This window comes from Citrobacter sp. Ce104, assembly GCF_030334595.1.
GTDB classification, from domain to species: Bacteria; Pseudomonadota; Gammaproteobacteria; order Enterobacterales; family Enterobacteriaceae; genus Citrobacter; species Citrobacter europaeus.
The window spans coordinates 807,768-825,198 of sequence record NZ_JAOWDP010000064.1 but is presented as its reverse complement, the minus strand read 5'-3'; the positions used below and the strand labels follow the sequence as shown (position 1 = coordinate 825,198).

The 17,431-nt window shown below is 49.4% G+C and carries 15 protein-coding genes; 10 read left to right on the top strand and 5 right to left on the bottom strand.

Annotated elements, in window-relative coordinates; genetic code table 11:
- Positions 1 to 103: 103 nt before the first annotated feature.
- The 4 genes from OGW16_RS14460 to OGW16_RS14445 are packed head-to-tail and all read left to right on the top strand — an operon-like array spanning position 104 to position 4,866.
- Positions 104 to 1,336, top strand: a complete 1,233-nt coding sequence (locus OGW16_RS14460) for an OmpG porin family protein (RefSeq protein ID WP_373870749.1) — start codon at positions 104 to 106, stop codon at positions 1,334 to 1,336.
- Between the two features lie 14 nt (positions 1,337 to 1,350).
- Complete coding sequence (locus tag OGW16_RS14455) at positions 1,351 to 2,844, top strand: glycoside hydrolase family 32 protein (protein ID WP_286518558.1); 1,494 nt, start codon at positions 1,351 to 1,353, stop codon at positions 2,842 to 2,844.
- A 12-nt stretch (positions 2,845 to 2,856) separates the two neighbouring features.
- Positions 2,857 to 3,870, top strand: coding sequence for an OmpG porin family protein (locus OGW16_RS14450; protein ID WP_286518557.1), 1,014 nt, complete (start codon positions 2,857 to 2,859; stop codon positions 3,868 to 3,870).
- Between the two features lie 45 nt (positions 3,871 to 3,915).
- A complete protein-coding gene (locus OGW16_RS14445) occupies positions 3,916 to 4,866 on the top strand; it encodes a PfkB family carbohydrate kinase (RefSeq protein ID WP_286518556.1) in 951 nt (316 codons plus the stop codon).
- Between the two features lie 219 nt (positions 4,867 to 5,085).
- On the opposite strand, the gene OGW16_RS14440 is transcribed toward OGW16_RS14445, so the two are convergent.
- Positions 5,086 to 5,535, bottom strand: a complete 450-nt coding sequence (locus OGW16_RS14440) for a GNAT family N-acetyltransferase (protein ID WP_286518555.1) — start codon at positions 5,533 to 5,535, stop codon at positions 5,086 to 5,088.
- 126 nt (positions 5,536 to 5,661) lie between these two features.
- Here OGW16_RS14440 and pdxR point away from each other — a divergent pair, with 126 nt between their 5' ends.
- Positions 5,662 to 7,131, top strand: a complete 1,470-nt coding sequence (pdxR, locus tag OGW16_RS14435; protein WP_043015310.1) for a MocR-like pyridoxine biosynthesis transcription factor PdxR — start codon at positions 5,662 to 5,664, stop codon at positions 7,129 to 7,131.
- A 190-nt stretch (positions 7,132 to 7,321) separates the two neighbouring features.
- A complete protein-coding gene (locus tag OGW16_RS14430; protein ID WP_075145099.1) occupies positions 7,322 to 8,035 on the top strand; it encodes a GNAT family N-acetyltransferase in 714 nt (237 codons plus the stop codon).
- A 155-nt stretch (positions 8,036 to 8,190) separates the two neighbouring features.
- Here the strand turns inward: OGW16_RS14430 and OGW16_RS14425 are convergent, their stop codons facing one another.
- The 4 genes from OGW16_RS14425 to puuD form a co-directional block, all read right to left on the bottom strand.
- On the bottom strand, positions 8,191 to 9,471 hold the full coding sequence (locus OGW16_RS14425) for an NAD(P)/FAD-dependent oxidoreductase (RefSeq protein WP_016155784.1): 1,281 nt from the start codon (positions 9,469 to 9,471) through the stop codon (positions 8,191 to 8,193).
- Between the two features lie 2 nt (positions 9,472 to 9,473).
- Entirely contained in the window at positions 9,474 to 10,961 is a 1,488-nt protein-coding gene (gene puuC, locus OGW16_RS14420) for an aldehyde dehydrogenase PuuC (protein WP_200007633.1), read from the bottom strand.
- Positions 10,962 to 11,099: 138 nt separating this feature from the next.
- Positions 11,100 to 11,657 carry an HTH-type transcriptional regulator PuuR gene (puuR, locus tag OGW16_RS14415; protein WP_003830877.1) on the bottom strand — a complete coding sequence of 186 codons (558 nt, stop codon included), beginning with the start codon at positions 11,655 to 11,657 and terminating at the stop codon, positions 11,100 to 11,102.
- Between the two features lie 25 nt (positions 11,658 to 11,682).
- On the bottom strand, positions 11,683 to 12,447 hold the full coding sequence (puuD, locus tag OGW16_RS14410; RefSeq protein ID WP_286518554.1) for a gamma-glutamyl-gamma-aminobutyrate hydrolase: 765 nt from the start codon (positions 12,445 to 12,447) through the stop codon (positions 11,683 to 11,685).
- Between the two features lie 212 nt (positions 12,448 to 12,659).
- Between puuD and OGW16_RS14405 the strand changes: the two genes are divergently transcribed.
- The 4 genes from OGW16_RS14405 to OGW16_RS14390 all read left to right on the top strand — a co-directional run bounded on the left by OGW16_RS14405 (position 12,660) and on the right by OGW16_RS14390 (position 17,387).
- Positions 12,660 to 14,078: a glutamine synthetase family protein gene (locus OGW16_RS14405; protein WP_043015314.1), complete on the top strand. Its 1,419-nt coding sequence runs from the start codon at positions 12,660 to 12,662 to the stop codon at positions 14,076 to 14,078.
- Positions 14,079 to 14,421: 343 nt separating this feature from the next.
- On the top strand, positions 14,422 to 15,810 hold the full coding sequence (locus OGW16_RS14400; RefSeq protein WP_087053110.1) for an APC family permease: 1,389 nt from the start codon (positions 14,422 to 14,424) through the stop codon (positions 15,808 to 15,810).
- 177 nt (positions 15,811 to 15,987) lie between these two features.
- Complete coding sequence (locus OGW16_RS14395; protein ID WP_051642623.1) at positions 15,988 to 16,578, top strand: YiiX/YebB-like N1pC/P60 family cysteine hydrolase; 591 nt, start codon at positions 15,988 to 15,990, stop codon at positions 16,576 to 16,578.
- A gap of 245 nt (positions 16,579 to 16,823) precedes the next feature.
- Positions 16,824 to 17,387, top strand: coding sequence for a DJ-1/PfpI family protein (locus OGW16_RS14390; RefSeq protein WP_043015316.1), 564 nt, complete (start codon positions 16,824 to 16,826; stop codon positions 17,385 to 17,387).
- Positions 17,388 to 17,431 lie beyond the last annotated feature (44 nt).

Genomic DNA, 17,431 nt, shown 5'->3' with positions numbered 1-17,431 from the left:
TGTGAGCTTTTATTTGTGCCAGTCTTTGGCTGGCATATTTTGCCTAAAATAATGAGATAACGAAATGGATGAAATATTAATGCCTCACTATCGCGTTTCTGCGATGAATATCAAAAGGCTTATTTTAAAACAGAAGATACTAGCCTGTGTTATAACGTCTGTCACAGCGTTTTCCGCTATCGCTGAGGATAATACAGAACAACCAGTTACTTATACAGGAAACTATCAAAGCTATTTCCTGGATGAATCTGAAACCAACGTAACGAGTACATCGCCAACAATTAAAGGTAATGAGCAAACGTCACGTAACGCTGTAGGTAAAACGGCGCTGCCAACGACGTCGTCCAAGCCTGCAACGTTATCCGCAGCAACTGAAAATAAAACCTATGAGGTGAATGCGAATAATAAAGGAGATTCCCCAGAAGATGTCAGTCTGTTGCGTTTAAGGCAGGAAGATCCTCCTGTTCACTGGAACAGTATTGGCCGCAATATGGAGGCTGGTGGTCTACACGGAAATATTGGAACTCAGATAGAGATTGATGATGTTCGTTGGAGCGATAATAAGAAAAATAGTGGCAAATTCAAACTTGCCACTATTCAGGCTTTTTTAAGGCACGACGAGCTACCCAATTGGTACTTTGGTTTCTGGAACGCCCGCGAGGATAGCTATAAAGGTCAATTTAGTAACCAGGATTACAAGGGCACAAATACGATCAATGAGTTTTTTGTCGGTCATATTTTTGAAACCTGGCGCGGTAATATCGGCACGGAGGTCATGGTTGGTTCAGAAACGGCAACTAAACGTTGGAAAAACAGGTATAAAATCTGGCAAGACCTGCGACTGAGCAACAAATGGAGCCTGGCCGGTTACGCCTATGGTGAATACCAGCCGCAGGGCAACGAGCCGGGGAATGGCGATCTTGAGCAATATATTTTTGAAATCGAGCCTGCTATTCAATATCGCGTGAATCCCGATCTTGGTCTGTATTTGCGGCCCTATTATTACTATAACCGGCAGGAACGCGAGAGCTGGGGCGATATTGTAGAAGAAGAATGGAAGGTTACGGCTGGACTCTGGCGAAACTGGTATCCTCTGTTAACCTCCCTGTATTTAGGCTTCGGTCAGGACAAAATAGATAACGCCAGCAATGCTAAAGAAATTTTTTATGACGGTCGTTATAAATTCATTGGCGGTACCATCAGCTATCCAGTCTTTGGTGAAGTTCGATTATATGGTGAATTCAAAGCACAATTCACAAAAGAGTCCGGGCTCTGGACTTCTACCGGCCATTCGTGGAATCCCTTTACCGTGGTTGGCGTGAATTATAACTTCTGATATTCAGGTGTGATATGAAAAAAATAATATTAGTGGTATCTGCCGCTCTGTTGGCGCTTTCGCTTATCAATATGCCAGCCTGGTCGCAGCCGTCTAAAGAAACATTACACAATAAAAGTATTAGCTATGTTAATAATTTTTTTCCGCGGGTAGAAGGTTCTTTTATTGGTGACCCAATGCCTGTTTATAATGATGGTGAATTTGATATTTTTTATCTTAATGATGTGCGCGGTGGTAGCGATTTGGGGGTCCATGCTATTCATTTGCTATCGACTACCAATTTATATAACTATCAGAACCATTCCGAAGTGATTCCTTACGTTAATGACGTTGACGACCCTGAACTATTATTAGGAACCGGTTCGATTGTGAAAGTTGGCGATACCTGGCATGCCTGGTATACCGCGCACAATGAAAATGTGTTTCCGGTTGAGTCTATTATGCACGCGACCAGTAAAGACCGTCTTCACTGGGTGAAACATCCACAAGATACGATCCTGCCAGGCGATAATTATCGCGGGAATGACTTCCGGGATCCTCATGTTGTTTGGGTCGAAGAAAAGAAAGAGTACTGGATGTTAATTACTACCCGTCGCGACGGGCGCGGTGTCATTGCCCGGTACAGTTCAACCGATTTGAAGAACTGGGAAGACCGTGGTGTATTTTTTGATAATGACACGATTACCAGTAACTCTAACCTCGAATGTCCGACACTGGTTTTCTTTAACGGACGTTGGTATCTCAGCTTTAGCGACCAATGGCCGCTACGCCTGACCCAGTACCGGGTTGCGGATAATCCTGATGGGCCGTGGCGAAAGATGGACAATTATGCGGTCGATGGCTCGGGGTTTTACGCGGGAAAACTGGCGCTTAAAAACGATCGTCTGTTTGTTTTTGGTTGGATTCCAACCAAGGCAGGAAGCAGTGACAGTGGCAACATTGATTGGGCTGGAAATTTGGTTGTTCATGAGCTCATCGCGGATGAGCAGGGGCAGCTCAAAAGCATCCTCTCGCAGGAACTTCAGACAGTCATTAATGACAACCCCGGTCCGGTGACCACCTTAAAAAGCGGTAAAATGCTAAAAACAGCAACACAGTTTGGTCCATTACAATCTGCGGTATACCCACCGCTGCCCAAACGAGGTGAGTTAAGTGCAACGATAGATATCCCCTCTGCCGGAATGGTGATGAGTTTTGGTCTGATTGACGACAGGGTGAGCGACGCAAAGCTCAACGTTGTGTTCAATAAGAGCAAAGGCAAGGTCTATTTTTTCAATGCACCACTTGCCTCTATTCATCAGGCGAACGCGGAGTCATGGGTAAATGTTCCTCTTGATGAGAAAATAGAGTTACGTGTTTTGCTTCAAGACTCAGTTGCTGTTTTTTATATAAATAACAAAGCCGCATTCAGTACCCGAATGTATTCCATGCCGGAGAAACCATGGAGTATTAGCCTGCCGCAAAATGATAATTTTCACGCCACATTGAAAATAAAAGAAATAATATAACGAGATATTACTATGAAAAACTATCATGCCCTGTCTGTTATTTTTGTTCTTCTGTTTCCGTCGCTGGCGAATGCGAGCATGAGTATCATGAAGGATGCATCGGGAAAAGTTATTGCTGTGGATCCATGGTCTTATCTGGATGAAGACGTGATGTGGACCTCAACCCGTTCCTCCAACCCCGCCGGTGGTCGTGTTCATGGTCAACTGAAAATGAAATATGCCATTGAGGACAATAACTGGCGTAACAGCCATTTCCACAGCGGAAATGATTCACTGACATTTGTACAAGGGGTGATGCGCCATGATGCGTTACCCGGCTGGTATTTAGCATTTTCTGAAGGTAGAACCACCAACTATAACGGGACATGGGAGGATCAAACATACCTCAGCCAAAATCAGTGGACTCAGTTGATTATCGGCCATGAATATTTCTACAAGCGTCTACGCTATGGCTGGGACGTCATGGGAGGAAGTTCTTCCATCGAGGATCGGTGGCAGGGACGTATCAAATTCTTTACCGATCTGCGTGTTACGGACAGCTTCTCATTCTTTAATTACCTGTATCAGCAGATTGACCATCGTCGTAATGGAGGGGCACAAAATGATCGGGATATACGTTCTTTTCAGATTGAACCTGGCGTTCAATACATTATTAACAATACCACCGGAGTTTGGTTCCGCCAGCAATTCGCTTCTGCAATTTTAGACCGCGCGCAATGGGGGGATATTGATGAAAAAAGTTGGACAACATCAGTCGGCGTCTGGCGTAACTGGGGTAAATTATCCACAACATTTAGCGGTGGATATGGGCATTATAAGAAAAATAATGCGCGGGATGAAGATGGAGAGGTATTCCAGAATACCCGTAACCGTTTTCTGAAATTGTCAGCAAATTATCCATTGACCTCTCGGTTTACGGTGTCCGGGGAGATTACCGGTTCGTTAATAAACCAGAGTGGCAGTTGGGTCACTAATGGTGATGCCATAATGACCGACTATAAGCTGATGCTGGATTATAACTTTTAACAGTCACGTTTAAATAAATGCGTTAATTATTGTTGAGGAAATACCATGATTATCTGGACGCTTGGCGATGCGGTGGTGGATCTTTTACCGCTTGCAGACATGCAATATCAAGCTTGTGCAGGAGGAGCGCCATTCAATGTGGCAATTGGTACTGCGCGTTTAGACAGACAAAGTGGTTTTATTGGCCGGGTTGGTGATGACGATTTTGGCCATTTTCTGAAAAAAACATTGTTCGATGCAGGCGTCTCAACCACAAGCCTTCAGTTGGATAATCAGCACCAAACCAGTACGGTGCTGGTCTCGCTGGGTAACGGCGGAGAACGCGGATTTACATTTTTAACTAATCCCTCCGCGGATCAATATTTAACACCCGCTGCGCTTCCAGACTTCAGCGACGATATTCTGCACTTCTGTTCCCTGGCTCTGGTTGCCGAGACTTGCCGTGATACATTGGCTACCGCAATCTGTCAGGTTAAGAAATGCGGCGGATTACTGAGTTTCGATGTGAATTTACGCGAACAAATGTGGCCTGATAAATATGAAATGCTCAAGGTGGTGCGCCAGTATTCTTCACAGGCTGACATTCTTAAGCTTTCAGAAGAAGAGTGGTACTGGATGACGGGTACACACGATTTTGCCCATGCGCTCGACGGCCTTAAAGCGCTTCCTGCACAATTGAAAGTTGTGACCTACGGAGCGCAAGGCGCAATGGTGCTTTGGCAGGATAATGTGATCCATTTCAACGGCTATACCGTCGATAGCATTGATACAACTGGGGCAGGGGATGCTTTTGTCGCCGGTTTGCTGGCATGGCTTGCAGACAACCGGATGCCAGAGTCCGTTGAGCAGCTCCACCAGGCTATCGCCTGGGCCAGTGGCTGCGGTGCGCTCGCGACAACCCGCAAGGGGGCGCTGACCGCACTGCCGGATATCGAAGCGCTGAATGCTTTTATTACGCAATGTCATCTACCGGACTACGAAATAAAAGACGTTTAAGCATAATAACGGCGAGTTTAATAATTTTAACTCTCTATGATCTTTGTGAATGTCCCCGCATCCTCATCGGATGGCGGGGATTTTTACTTTATTTTTGCCATACCGGCTCTTTACCTTTTTGATGCTTGATAGATACATCCTCTGAGTATATCTACTCAGAGGCTAATCTTTTATTTTTTAGTATTGAATAATTAATATTTGTCCTGAGTATTACTTTCCTCACATACGATATTCGATCATCCCGCTCTTTTGGGCAACCCAGTCATACAGTCGTTGTCCACGCAGGTTAGTTTCATGCGTGTGCCAGTATAATCTTGACGCGTGGTGATTCTGTGCTTGCTGTTGAACATACTCGATAAGTTGTTTCCCGATATGTTGACCACGAACCTCTTCACTAACAAATAGATCTTCGAGATAGCAATAATTTGATTCTGCCCAGGTTGAGCGGTGAAAGAGATAATGCACCAGACCCACTATTTTGCCATTATATTTCGCGACAGCACAATAAAGAGGTTCACTCGGCGTAAGGAAACGCTCCCATGTTAATTTTGTTACTTCATCTGAAATTTTAGTACGATAAAATGTTTGGTAATTTATCCATAAAGGAAGCCAGTTGTCGTAGTCTTGCTGTTTTGCGGCTTCAATAGTAATACTGTTTTTGTTGTTCATATATCTCTCCTGATATTTTATAAGAACAATGTGTTAGGATGATGATCCTAAGATTTTTATAAATTATCGTAAAGAGACACTTTTCATCTATTGATAGGATCCACTTTTAGCGTAAAGGTTAATACAATGAAAAAAAATAATGCACCTTTATTTCAAGGATTTGTTTTAGGAAAAGGTGTCGTGAAAGAACAAGTCTACCACACTCTTCGTGATCACATTCTTGCAGGCCGATTACCAGCAGGAACGAAGATGCCTTCAACCCGGGCGTTGTCCGAGATGATGTCAATTTCACGAAACTCAGTGATTGCCGGTTATGACCGGCTATTAGATGAAGGGTATATCCTGACCCGCAAAGGGTCTGGAACGTATGTCGCACACAATATTCCGGATCGGAGTATCAGCAATAGCTACCCAAATGTGCAGTCGGGGGGCGTCGTCGCGCCTGATGAACAGGTTCACAGCCGAGATAATCCTGTTCACGATTTATGGTCAAATGAGTATGAAGGGCGCGGCATGAACCGCCTATTCGCGGTTGGCGTTGGCTGTACGGATCTCTTCCCGCATGCATTATGGGGCAAGTTGCTGCAACGGGTCTGGAGACAATCCCGACATCAACTGGGGGCTCACACTCATCCTTGCGGATACCTTCCTTTGAGAAAAGCAGTTTGCCACTACATTAAAACAACGCGTGGAGTGAACTGTAACGAAGAACAGATAATCATCGTAAATGGTATTCAACAGGCATTGAACATCACTGCACGAGCGCTGCTGTCGACAGGAAGTGAGGTTTGGCTGGATGACCCGGGTTACAAAGGCGCCCGAGGGGCTTTTATGTCTGTTGGCGCAATGGTGAGGCCGGTACCGGTAGATAGCGAAGGAATGAACGTCCGCTATGGTATTGATCATTTTCCTGACGCTAAGCTCGCCTACGTTGTTCCGTCGGATCAATACCCTTTAAGTGGAACGTTAAGTTTCTCCCGGCGTTTTGAGTTGCTGGAATGGGCGAGGTCTAACCGGGCATGGATATTTGAAGATGATTATAATAGTGAATTCCGTTATGCCGATCGTTCTTTACAAGCATTGCAGGGATTAGATCAGAACCAACGGGTAATTTATGCCGGAACGTTTTCTAAAATGATGTATCCAGAGTTTCGTTTAGGTTTTTTAGTTGTCCCGCCAGGCTTACAAGAACAGATTATGGTGACGAAATATTTTACCGATCTCGGTACCAGCTATCTTGAGCAGGCAGTGATGGCCAATTTTATTGGGGATGGACATTATGCCAGCCATGTGCGTCGAATTCGCAAGGCGTGTTATGAAAGAAGAACTGTGCTGGTCAACGCCATTCACCAATATCTGGCTGATAAAATGATTGTCCAACCTTCGGACTCTGGGGTTCATATTGTGTGCTGGCTTCAAAACGGATTGACCGGAAATGAAGTCGAGGAGAAAGCCAGAGCTCTCGGAATGGGGATACTATCACTGAGTCGTTATTATCAGGGAGATGTCTCGCGACAGGGAATTTTGATTGGTTTTGCTAATCATCCTTCTGAAGCAATTATTGATGGAATACGCCGTCTGGCTCAGGTTATTTAAATTATAGTGTATTCGGCTCTTATCATTAATGCTGTCGTGCGCTTTTTTGACTACGCCTAAAATATGATGTCTGTTTTTTGCACAATGAAATACTGTGGATCCGTAAAAAACACGCATTGTGGTTCTTTTGGTCGGGTTGGTTTGATCATATTCTGCGCGGGTTTAGTCCTGTTTTGTAAGAGGTGTGGATATGTCGGGCAGCTTTAATCAATTCCATCAACCCGTAGGTCAGTCTTTGTCTGACTGGAAAGGTGCTCCCTTTCCACTGGTTCAGCAAATGGCAGGTCGCTATTGCAAGCTTGAACGTATTAACGCCGAACGCCATGCAAAGGATCTTTATGAAGCGTACGGCGAAGCAAGCGATAATCGTGACTGGACATATCTGCCAGTTGGGCCTTTTGAAACATTTGATGTCTTCCTGGTTTATGTAAAAAAGATGGAAGAACAGACAGATCCAATGCATTTTGCTGTGATCGATTTAGTCAGTATGAAGCCTGTTGGTACGTTTGCACTGATGCGTATTGATCCCGCAAATGGTGTGATTGAGGTAGGGCATGTTTCTTACTCCGTTCGCATGAAGCGCACGCGAATTTCAACGGAAGTCATATCCTTGCTTTTAAAGTACGTTTTTGAGGATCTGGGCTATCGCCGTTTTGAATGGAAATGTGATGCCCTCAATGCGCCTTCCCGTAGGGCGGCAGAGCGCTTTGGCTTCAGTTTTGAAGGTATATTTCGGCAGGCTATCGTTACCCGCGGACGAAATCGTGATACCGCATGGTACTCAATCATTGACGGCGAGTACCCGATACTCCGTCCTGCCTACGATTTGTGGCTCGATGAGGGTAATTTCGATAGCCAGGGACGGCAGATTAAACGTCTTGGGGAACTGATGGAAAGGGGATAAAAGGCTCCCCGAATAAACGGGGTGATTTTGGCGGTGAAGATCACGCTGACCAGGGTCAGTGAAGCGCACAAAAATCGCCACTGTTTTTCGCTTCCCAGGAATAAAAAAACGCACAGGGGGGACCGCCCTGTGCGTCGGGTTTATCGCGGAAGAACTTAAACCCCAAGGCGATCGCGTAAGCTGTAGTATGCCGCCCCCATGGCGGTAAACGGAATGCGCAGGCTGCGGCCTCCCGGGAACGGGTAGTGCGGCAATTTGGCGAACGCGTCAAAGCGCTCGGCGTCCCCGCGCAGCAGTTCCGAAATCAGCCGTCCTGCCAGGTGGGTACAGGTCACGCCGTGACCGCTGTAGCCCTGCATATAGTAGATGTTGGTATCAAGACGCCCGAACTGCGGCATGCGAGACAGCGTTAACAGGAAATTACCGGTCCAGCGGTAATCAATTTTTACCCCCTGCAATTGCGGGAAGGTCTTCAGCAGTTTCGGCATCACCAGACGCTCAATATCGTCCGGATCGCGAGCGCCGTAGACTACGCCACCGCCGTACAGCAGGCGGTTATCGCCGGTCAGACGGTAGTAATCCAGCAGGTAGTTACAATCTTCCACACAGTAGTTTTTCGGGATTAGCGAGCGCGCCATCTCCGCAGACAGCGGTTCGGTGGTTAACACCTGCGTGCCGCACGGCATGCTGCTTTTTGCCAGCGCAGGCTCCAGTTTGTCACCGAGGTAGGCATTTCCCGCGACGATCACAAAGCGTGCCGTCACCTGACCTTTTTCCGTGCTGACCACCGCCGGGCTGGTGTGCTGAATTCGGGTAACCGGCGACTGTTCAAAGACGCGCCCGCCGTTCAGACGAATGGCGTTAGCTTCGCCAATCGCCAGGTTCAGCGGATGAATATGGCCACCGCTGTGGTCAAGCAGCGCGCCGACATAACGATCGCTGCTGACTTCGCGGCGAATTTCACTGCTGTCTAATAGCTCAAGCTGCGTGTTGCCGTAGCGTTCCCAGTTCGACTTCTGTTCTTCCAGCGTTTCCATCTGTTTGTGGTTCAGCGCCACAAACAGCCCACCGGGACGATAATCGCATTCGATCTGATAACGCTTGATGCGTTCGCGGATGATATTGCCGCCTTCAAACATCATGCTGCCAAGCATTTTGGCAGCATCCGGGCCGTAGGTGCGTTCGATGACGTCGATATCGCGACTGTAAGAGTTAACCAACTGACCGCCGTTGCGTCCGCTGGCCCCAAAGCCAATCCGCGCGGATTCCAGTAACACCACGTCGTAACCCATCTCGGCTAAGTGCAGGGCTGAGGAGAGGCCGGTATAGCCACCGCCCACGACGCAAACATCACAGCTCACCGATTCGCTGAGGGTGGGAAACGGTTCGTACTGATTGGCGCTTGCGGCGTAATAACTGCTGGTATGTTCAGTCATGATTAAGACTCCAGGGAGATCCAGATGGTTTTCAGTTCGCTAAATTTTTCCAGCGCATGCAGGGACTTATCGCGCCCGTTACCGCTTTGCTTATAGCCGCCGAACGGCACGGTCATATCACCGTCGTTGTAGTTATTCACGAAGACCGAACCGGCCTTCAGGCGCCGGCTCATACGGTGGGCGCGCGACAAATCGCGGGTCCAGACCGCAGCGCCCAGGCCGTAGTCACTGTCGTTGGCCAGCTTAAGGGCTTCGGCTTCACTGCTAAAACGGGTGACGACCAGTACCGGACCGAAGATCTCATCGCGGCTGACGTGGGTTTGCGGCGAGGTATCGACAAAAATAGTCGGGCCGATAACCGCCGGATGTACGTGGCTGCGGCCATCCAGCGCCAGCGTGCCTTGCGCTTCACCGTCGCGAATAAAACCGTGTACGGTGTCGGCATGCGTGTTGTCGATAAGCGTGCCCATCGTGGTTTCCGGATCCAGTGGGTTGCCGGGCTGCCAGTTTTTCGCCTGCTCTTTCAGCAGCGCGATGAACTCATCGGCAATACTCTCTTCCAGCAGCAGACGCGTACCGGCGATGCAGACCTGACCCTGGTTATAGAAGATACCTGCCGCAGCATTCGCGGCGGCTTTCGGTAGATCCGGACAATCGGCAAACACGATGTTGGCGCTTTTACCTCCGGCCTCCAGCCAGACGCGTTTCATATTGCTGTCGCCCGCGTCTTTGAGCAGTTGCTTGCCGGTGCGGGTCGAGCCGGTAAAGGTGATCACATCAACATCCGGATGCAGCGACAACGCCTGGCCCGCTTCGTGACCATATCCGCTAACAACGCTGAGAACGCCATCGGGCAAACCTGCTTTTTTAGCCAGCGCAGCAAGGCGAATGGCGGTCAGCGGTGATTTTTCGGAAGGTTTGAGGATCACGCTATTGCCGGCAGCCAGTGCCGGGCCAAGTTTCCAGCAGGCCAGCAGCAGGGGAAAATTCCACGGGACGATAGCCGCAATCACGCCCACCGGTTCGCGCACAATCAGCGCCAGATCGTTCACCGAGGTGGTGGCAACTTCGCCATAGACTTTATCTATCGCCTCGGCGTACCAACGGATGGCACGTGCGGCGCCTGGAATATCATCACGCAGGCTATGGCGAATCGGTTTACCGGTATCGAGCGTTTCCAGTAGCGCCAGTTCCTCGTGATGCTGCTCCATTAAATCGGCGAGTTTGTGCAGTACCGCTTTGCGCTCCGTGGGTGAGGCTTGCGACCAGTCCCCGCGTTCAAATACGGTACGGGCTGCGGTGACCGCGCGGTCCACATCCGCTTTTTTACCGCGGGAGACTTTAGCCAGTGGACGTTGTCCTGCCGGATCCAGCGTAATAAAGGTTTCGTTATCAGCGGCGGTACAATATTCGCCGTTAATAAATAAACGGGTTTCCGGCGAATAATGGCTGGCTTTATCACGCCAATATTTAAGATTCTGAAAGTTCATAGCTACTCCTTTTATATCAATAAGATAAAGTTCGTTGCTGATCTTTTTCAGGCAAAATCAGGCTGCACGATGCCCCAGGGATGTACCCTGCTAATGCGCGTTATTTAAGAAGGCCTGAGAAACTCAGGCCGCTACTTATTAGAAAGTGGTGGGAGTGTGGGCACTGATGATGCGGCAGATCCCTGCCGAGGTGTTGCTGAAGCTGTGTGGTATGCCGGTGTTAATGGCATAGCTTTGCCCAGCAACAAGAGGATACGTTTGACCGTTGATGGTCAGTATCACTTCACCTTCCAGTATTGTGCCAATCTCTTCACCCTGATGTTTAATTCTCTCCCCGGTTGTCGTGCCTGGCTGATAGGTTTCAAACATCATTGCCAGCGTACGATTCGGATTTCCGTTGTGAACTAACTTCATGGATACTCCCTGACTCCCGATCTCAATCAAATCATCCTGATTGATAACCACCTGCGGTTCGTCAGGCTTTTCCGGTTCCGCGAAGAACTCGGAGAGCGACAGCCCATATACTTTCAATAGCTTTTGCAGCGTACTGATGGCAGGACTGACTTTATCCTGCTCTATGGTGCTGATGGCGCTATGCGTTAACCCAGACAGTTCGGCGGCACGACGCTGCGAAAGACCCAATTGCTGGCGGATCTCTGACAAACGTTTACCCGGCGCCAGGCCGTCATCGCTCATAATTGCATTTCCTTAACAGTAGTGGTCAGAGTCGCTGTTTTTCAGCGAGGTGGTTCTGACAAGCGGTGATAAAACCTTCAAGTAACAAACGCGACAGGGCGTATTCGCTACTGTTCCATTCCGGGTGCCACTGCACGCCGAGCGCGAAAGGATGGTCGTGAACGCTGGCTGCTTCCACTAATCCATCCTGCGAGCGTGCTTCCACGCGCAGCTGCGGGCCGAGCGTTTTTGCGCCCTGACCATGTAAGGAGTTAACCCAAAACGTGCTGCAACCTGGTATTAACTGAGATAGCAATCCTCCCTGTTGAACCTGAACTTCATGAGATGGCGCATATTGCTGCTCCACCGGGAGTTCTGCATCTTCACGATGTTCCAGGAACTGTGAGTGATCGCACAGGCGACGATACAGAGTCCCGCCAGTGGCGACAACTAATTCCTGTAAGCCCCGGCAGATGGCGAAAATGGGAATGCGCCTTTCGAGCCCGGCGGTAATTAGCGCCATGCTCAGAAGATCACGCCCGGGATCGGCGTCAGACTCATCGCCATTTTCACCATAGAGGTGCGGCTGCACATTGCTTGGGCTTCCTGGCAGGAAGATACCATCCAGTTTCGGTAACAGTTCGTTTAGCAATTCGGGTTCCGCGAGCGCATGGGGAAGCGCTATCGGTAATCCACCGGCATTTAATACCGCATTCAGGTACTTTTCTTGCAGAGTCTGGGTCTGGTGACCCTTAAGCCTGTTCCTGCACATCACGACACCAATAACTGGCTTGTCAAATATATTGCCCATGATCGACCTCACGTTTTGGAATAAATTATTGCCAAACGGTTCCTTGTTGCGCCATTCCGTTCATTATTTTCTCAATCTAGCAGCGGAATAACCTTCTAGCAAACTTAATTTAACATTTGACAAACAATTTGTTTGCATCCAGAGTCGAAGAGTGGACATTATATTTAACAGTCAAATCACAGAACAGCTTACCAGGCCAACGGCGGTGAATCATGGAAACCAATATCGTAGAAGTTGAGAATTTTGTTCAGCATTCTGAAGAGAGACGAAGTAGCGCGTTTGCGCGTGAAGTTAAACAGTATCTGGAACGGTATCCCAATACGCAGTATGTGGATGTGCTGTTAACCGACCTTAATGGCTGTTTTCGCGGTAAGCGCCTTCCGGTTGCAGGATTACATAAGTTAGAGAAAGGCTGCTATTTCCCGGCATCCGTTTTCGCGATGGATATTCTTGGCAATGTGGTCGAAGAGGCTGGATTAGGCCAGGAGCTTGGCGAACCGGATCGGACCTGTGTTCCGGTGGCCGGCACGTTAACCCCTTCGGCCGCCGATCCGGAGTTTATTGCGCAGATGATGCTGACGATGCTGGATGAAGATGGCGCTCCCTTTGACGTTGAGCCGCGGAACGTACTTAACCGACTCTGGCAGAAACTACGCCAGCGCGGTCTGTTCCCCGTCGTAGCGGTAGAGCTGGAGTTCTATTTACTCGATCGTAAGCGCGATCCCGAAGGTTATCTGCAGCCGCCGTGCGCGCCGGGAACGGACGATCGTAATACCCAAAGTCAGGTTTACTCTGTTGATAACCTGAACCACTTTGCAGATGTGCTCAACGATATCGATGAACTGGCCCGTTTGCAGCTGATCCCGGCAGACGGCGCGGTAGCTGAAGCCTCCCCGGGGCAGTTTGAAATCAATCTCTACCATACCGATAACGTACTCGACGCCTGCGACGACGCGCTGGCGCTGAAACGCCTGGTACGGCTGGTGGCAGAAAAACACAAGATGCATGCCACGTTTATGGCAAAGCCTTATGAGGAGCATGCCGGTAGCGGGATGCATATCCACATCAGCATTATGAATAACAAAGGCGAGAACGTGCTGGCAGATGCGAATGGCGATGATTCCGCATTACTTAAGCGTGCGCTTGCCGGGATGATTGATCTGATGCCCGCGTCAATGGCGTTGCTGGCGCCGAACGTGAACTCTTATCGCCGTTTCCAGCCGGGGATGTATGTTCCGACCCAGGCTTCCTGGGGGCACAACAACCGTACGGTGGCGCTGCGTATTCCCTGCGGCGATCGTGATAACCATCGGGTTGAATATCGCGTGGCGGGGGCGGATGCTAACCCGTACCTGGTGATGTCGACCATTCTGGCGGGGATCCTCCACGGTCTGGATAACGAACTGCCGTTGCAGGATGAGGTGGAAGGCAACGGACTTGAGCAGGAAGGGCTACCGTTTCCTATCCGCCAGAGCGATGCGCTGTGGGAGTTCATGCAAAATGACAATCTGCGTGAATTGCTCGGGGAGCGTTTTAGCCATGTGTATCACGCCTGTAAAAACGATGAGCTTATCCAGTTTGAACGCCTGATAACCGACACCGAAATTGAGTGGATGCTGAAAAACGCCTGACCGTTGTACAGGTCATTGAAAAAGAAGTCGCATCATGCGGGCTGAGCGGAGCCAGCCCGTAAAAATTGCAGGATCACCTGCCATTTCCCGGATGTCGCGTAATGGAGCGCGGGCGACAACGGGTCTTCAGATAACCGACAGAGTTTGTGACGAGGAAATGTGATGATGCCAATGTTTAAAAACCCGCCCCGCGTGAGCATCCATGGCTCCCGCAGTAAGTACGGACCGCTCCTGTGCGGTGCAACATTGACGCCTTTCTTATGGCTCTCCTCCCCGACACGACCCAGGTCTGCTGTACCCACGTTTCGAACGCAGATCAGGGCTCGTCGCGGGGAGGAACGCTATGTCGACTAATCCTTCTGCGGATCATGCTGCCCAGCCGGGCAAAGCACAGCTGCGAAAATCCCTGAAGCTGTGGCAGGTGGTGGTGATGGGGCTGGCCTATCTCACGCCGATGACGGTGTTTGACACCTTTGGCATTGTTTCGGGTATCAGCAACGGCCATGTTCCGGCCTCTTATCTGCTGGCCCTGGCGGGAGTACTGTTTACCGCCATCAGTTATGGAAAGCTGGTGCGCCAGTTTCCACAAGCCGGTTCGGCCTATACCTACGCGCAAAAAGCGATTAATCCGCATGTGGGGTTTATGGTCGGCTGGTCGTCACTGCTTGACTATCTTTTCCTGCCGATGATTAACGTCCTACTGGCGAAAATTTACCTTTCCGCGTTGTTCCCGGGGGTTGCGCCATGGATTTGGGTAGTGATGTTCGTGGCGATCCTCACCGCGGCCAATTTGAAAAGCGTTAACCTGGTGGCGAACTTTAATGCGCTGTTTGTCCTGGTACAGGTGGCGATAATCGTGGTGTTCATTTTCCTCGTGGTACAGGGGCTGCATAAAGGCGAGGGGGTAGGGACCGTCTGGTCGCTGCAACCGTTTATCAGCCAGAATGCGCATTTGATCCCGATTATCACCGGGGCGACCATTGTCTGTTTCTCGTTTCTCGGTTTTGATGCGGTAACGACGCTCTCTGAAGAGACGCCGGATGCCGCACGTACCATCCCAAAAGCTATTTTCCTCACCGCGCTGTACGGCGGACTGATCTTCATTGCCGCTTCGTTCTTTATGCAGTTGTTCTTTCCAGACATTAGCCGATTTAAAGACCCGGATGCGGCGCTGCCGGAGATTGCGTTGTACGTCGGCGGTAAACTGTTCCAGTCAATTTTCCTGTGTACCACCTTTGTGAATACGCTGGCGTCAGGTCTGGCGTCGCATGCCAGTGTTTCGCGTCTGCTGTACGTGATGGGCCGCGATAATGTCTTCCCGGAGAAGTACTTTGGCTATGTTCATCCGAAATGGCGTACACCCGCGCTGAACGTCATTATGGTCGGGATTGTGGCGCTGTCGGCCCTGTTTTTTGATTTGGTGACCGCTACGGCGTTGATTAATTTTGGCGCGCTGGTGGCCTTTACGTTCGTTAATCTCTCCGTGTTTAACCACTTCTGGCGTCGTGAAGGACGCAAGCATACCTGGCAAGAGAAGCTGCATTATCTGGTATTGCCGATGGTCGGTGCCGCCACCGTTGCCGTACTGTGGGTGAATCTGGAGGTGACATCGTTGACGCTGGGACTGGTATGGGCCGGGTTAGGGTTGGTGTATCTCGCCTGGCTGACCGGACGTTTTCGCAAACCGCCGCCGCAGTTTGATGCCGCGAAATCTGAGCGGGCCTGGGAGTGATGGGGAATAAATCAGACGACGAACCACATTGCTATTTCGGGTATTAACAACAGGGCGTGCCGTCAAGGGCGCCCTCGGCCGTAAAAAGAGATCCGGTATCGTTATTTCGTCGTAGAGAGATATAGCAGCAGGTTGGATAAACTTTTAATACCATCCTTTTTTCTCTTCGAGGTTCACATGCCAAATCATATTGATTTAGCACAAGTCAAAGCGATGAAAGTGGTTAATTATGCCACGTTGCGTGAAACGTTAAAATCAGGTGACCTTTTTTTCGCCTCCGGAGACTACCTGGTATCAAAAGCAATTGAAAAGATGACTGATTCACCATGGAGCCATGTGGGGATTGTTTTTGTTTTACCGCAAATAGATCGCGTGTTGCTCCTGGAAAGCGTGGAAGATATGGGGGTACGACTTGCTCCATTATCAAAATATCTATCTGATTATGATGATATTGGGAAACCTTACAAAGGCCGGGTTGTTCTCGCCAGGTATGATGCGTTGTCTAAGTCTGCCGTTGAGCAAGTAGCCGCTTTTGGTCTTAATGAACTAACCCGTCCATATGATAAAGAAGAAATAGCACGCATCCTTGCGAGGATAGCACTTGGGAAGGGAAAATCGAAAAAGGACAGGGAATACATCTGCTCCGAACTCGTCTACGCTTGCTTCAACAATGCCGGAATTAGCATTGCATATAATCCGAAAGGATTTATTAGCCCTGAGGATGTATGGCAGGATTCTCATATTTCTTTGATAAACAGAATATTGTAAAGGCCGCCATTATTCAGAATAGTATCTAATACTGGTGCAATCACGGCATCATTATAGAGATTAAAATGGGTTCAGCCGGCGGTGAATCATCACATGCCTGTATCTGATGGAGGGACAAGGATAACTACTTTCTGACGTCGGGTGACGGCGTGTTCTGTTGTATTTATTAATGCCGTGAAATGCGTGGGCTATAGTAAAGATGGCCATTATTTCTCATCATTAATAATCGTGAGCGGGGGATGTGAATGAAGAAGATACTGATGCTGGTCGGAGATTATGTCGAAGATTATGAAACGATGGTGCCTTTTCAGGCACTGCAAATGCTGGGCCATCGTGTTGATGCTGTCTGTCCGGATAAAAGCCAGGGTGACTACGTTCAAACCGCTATTCATGATTTTGATGGGGCGCAGACCTACAGTGAAAAGCCCGGGCATCGTTTTACGTTGAATGCGAATTTTGCCGAGGCGCGGGCCGCAGATTACGACGCGCTGCTGATCCCTGGCGGACGTGCTCCGGAATATCTCCGGTTGAATCCGGATGTCATCAAGCTGGTGCAAGATTTCAACGCAGCCGGTAAACCTATCGCCGCGGTTTGTCATGGGCCTCAGCTGTTAGCGGCGGCGGGGGTGTTAGAAAATCGGACCTGTAGCGCCTATCCGGCCTGTGCGCCAGAGGTTCGTCTGAGCGGTGGACATTACGCAGACATCGGTATTGACCAGGCCCACGTTGATGGCAATCTGATTACCGCGCCGGCATGGCCCGCGCATCCGCAATGGCTGGCTAAATTTGTTGAAGTATTAATGAAGTAAGCCATGAGAAAGTCGGTACAACCTGCCTGGCTATACCGACTTTA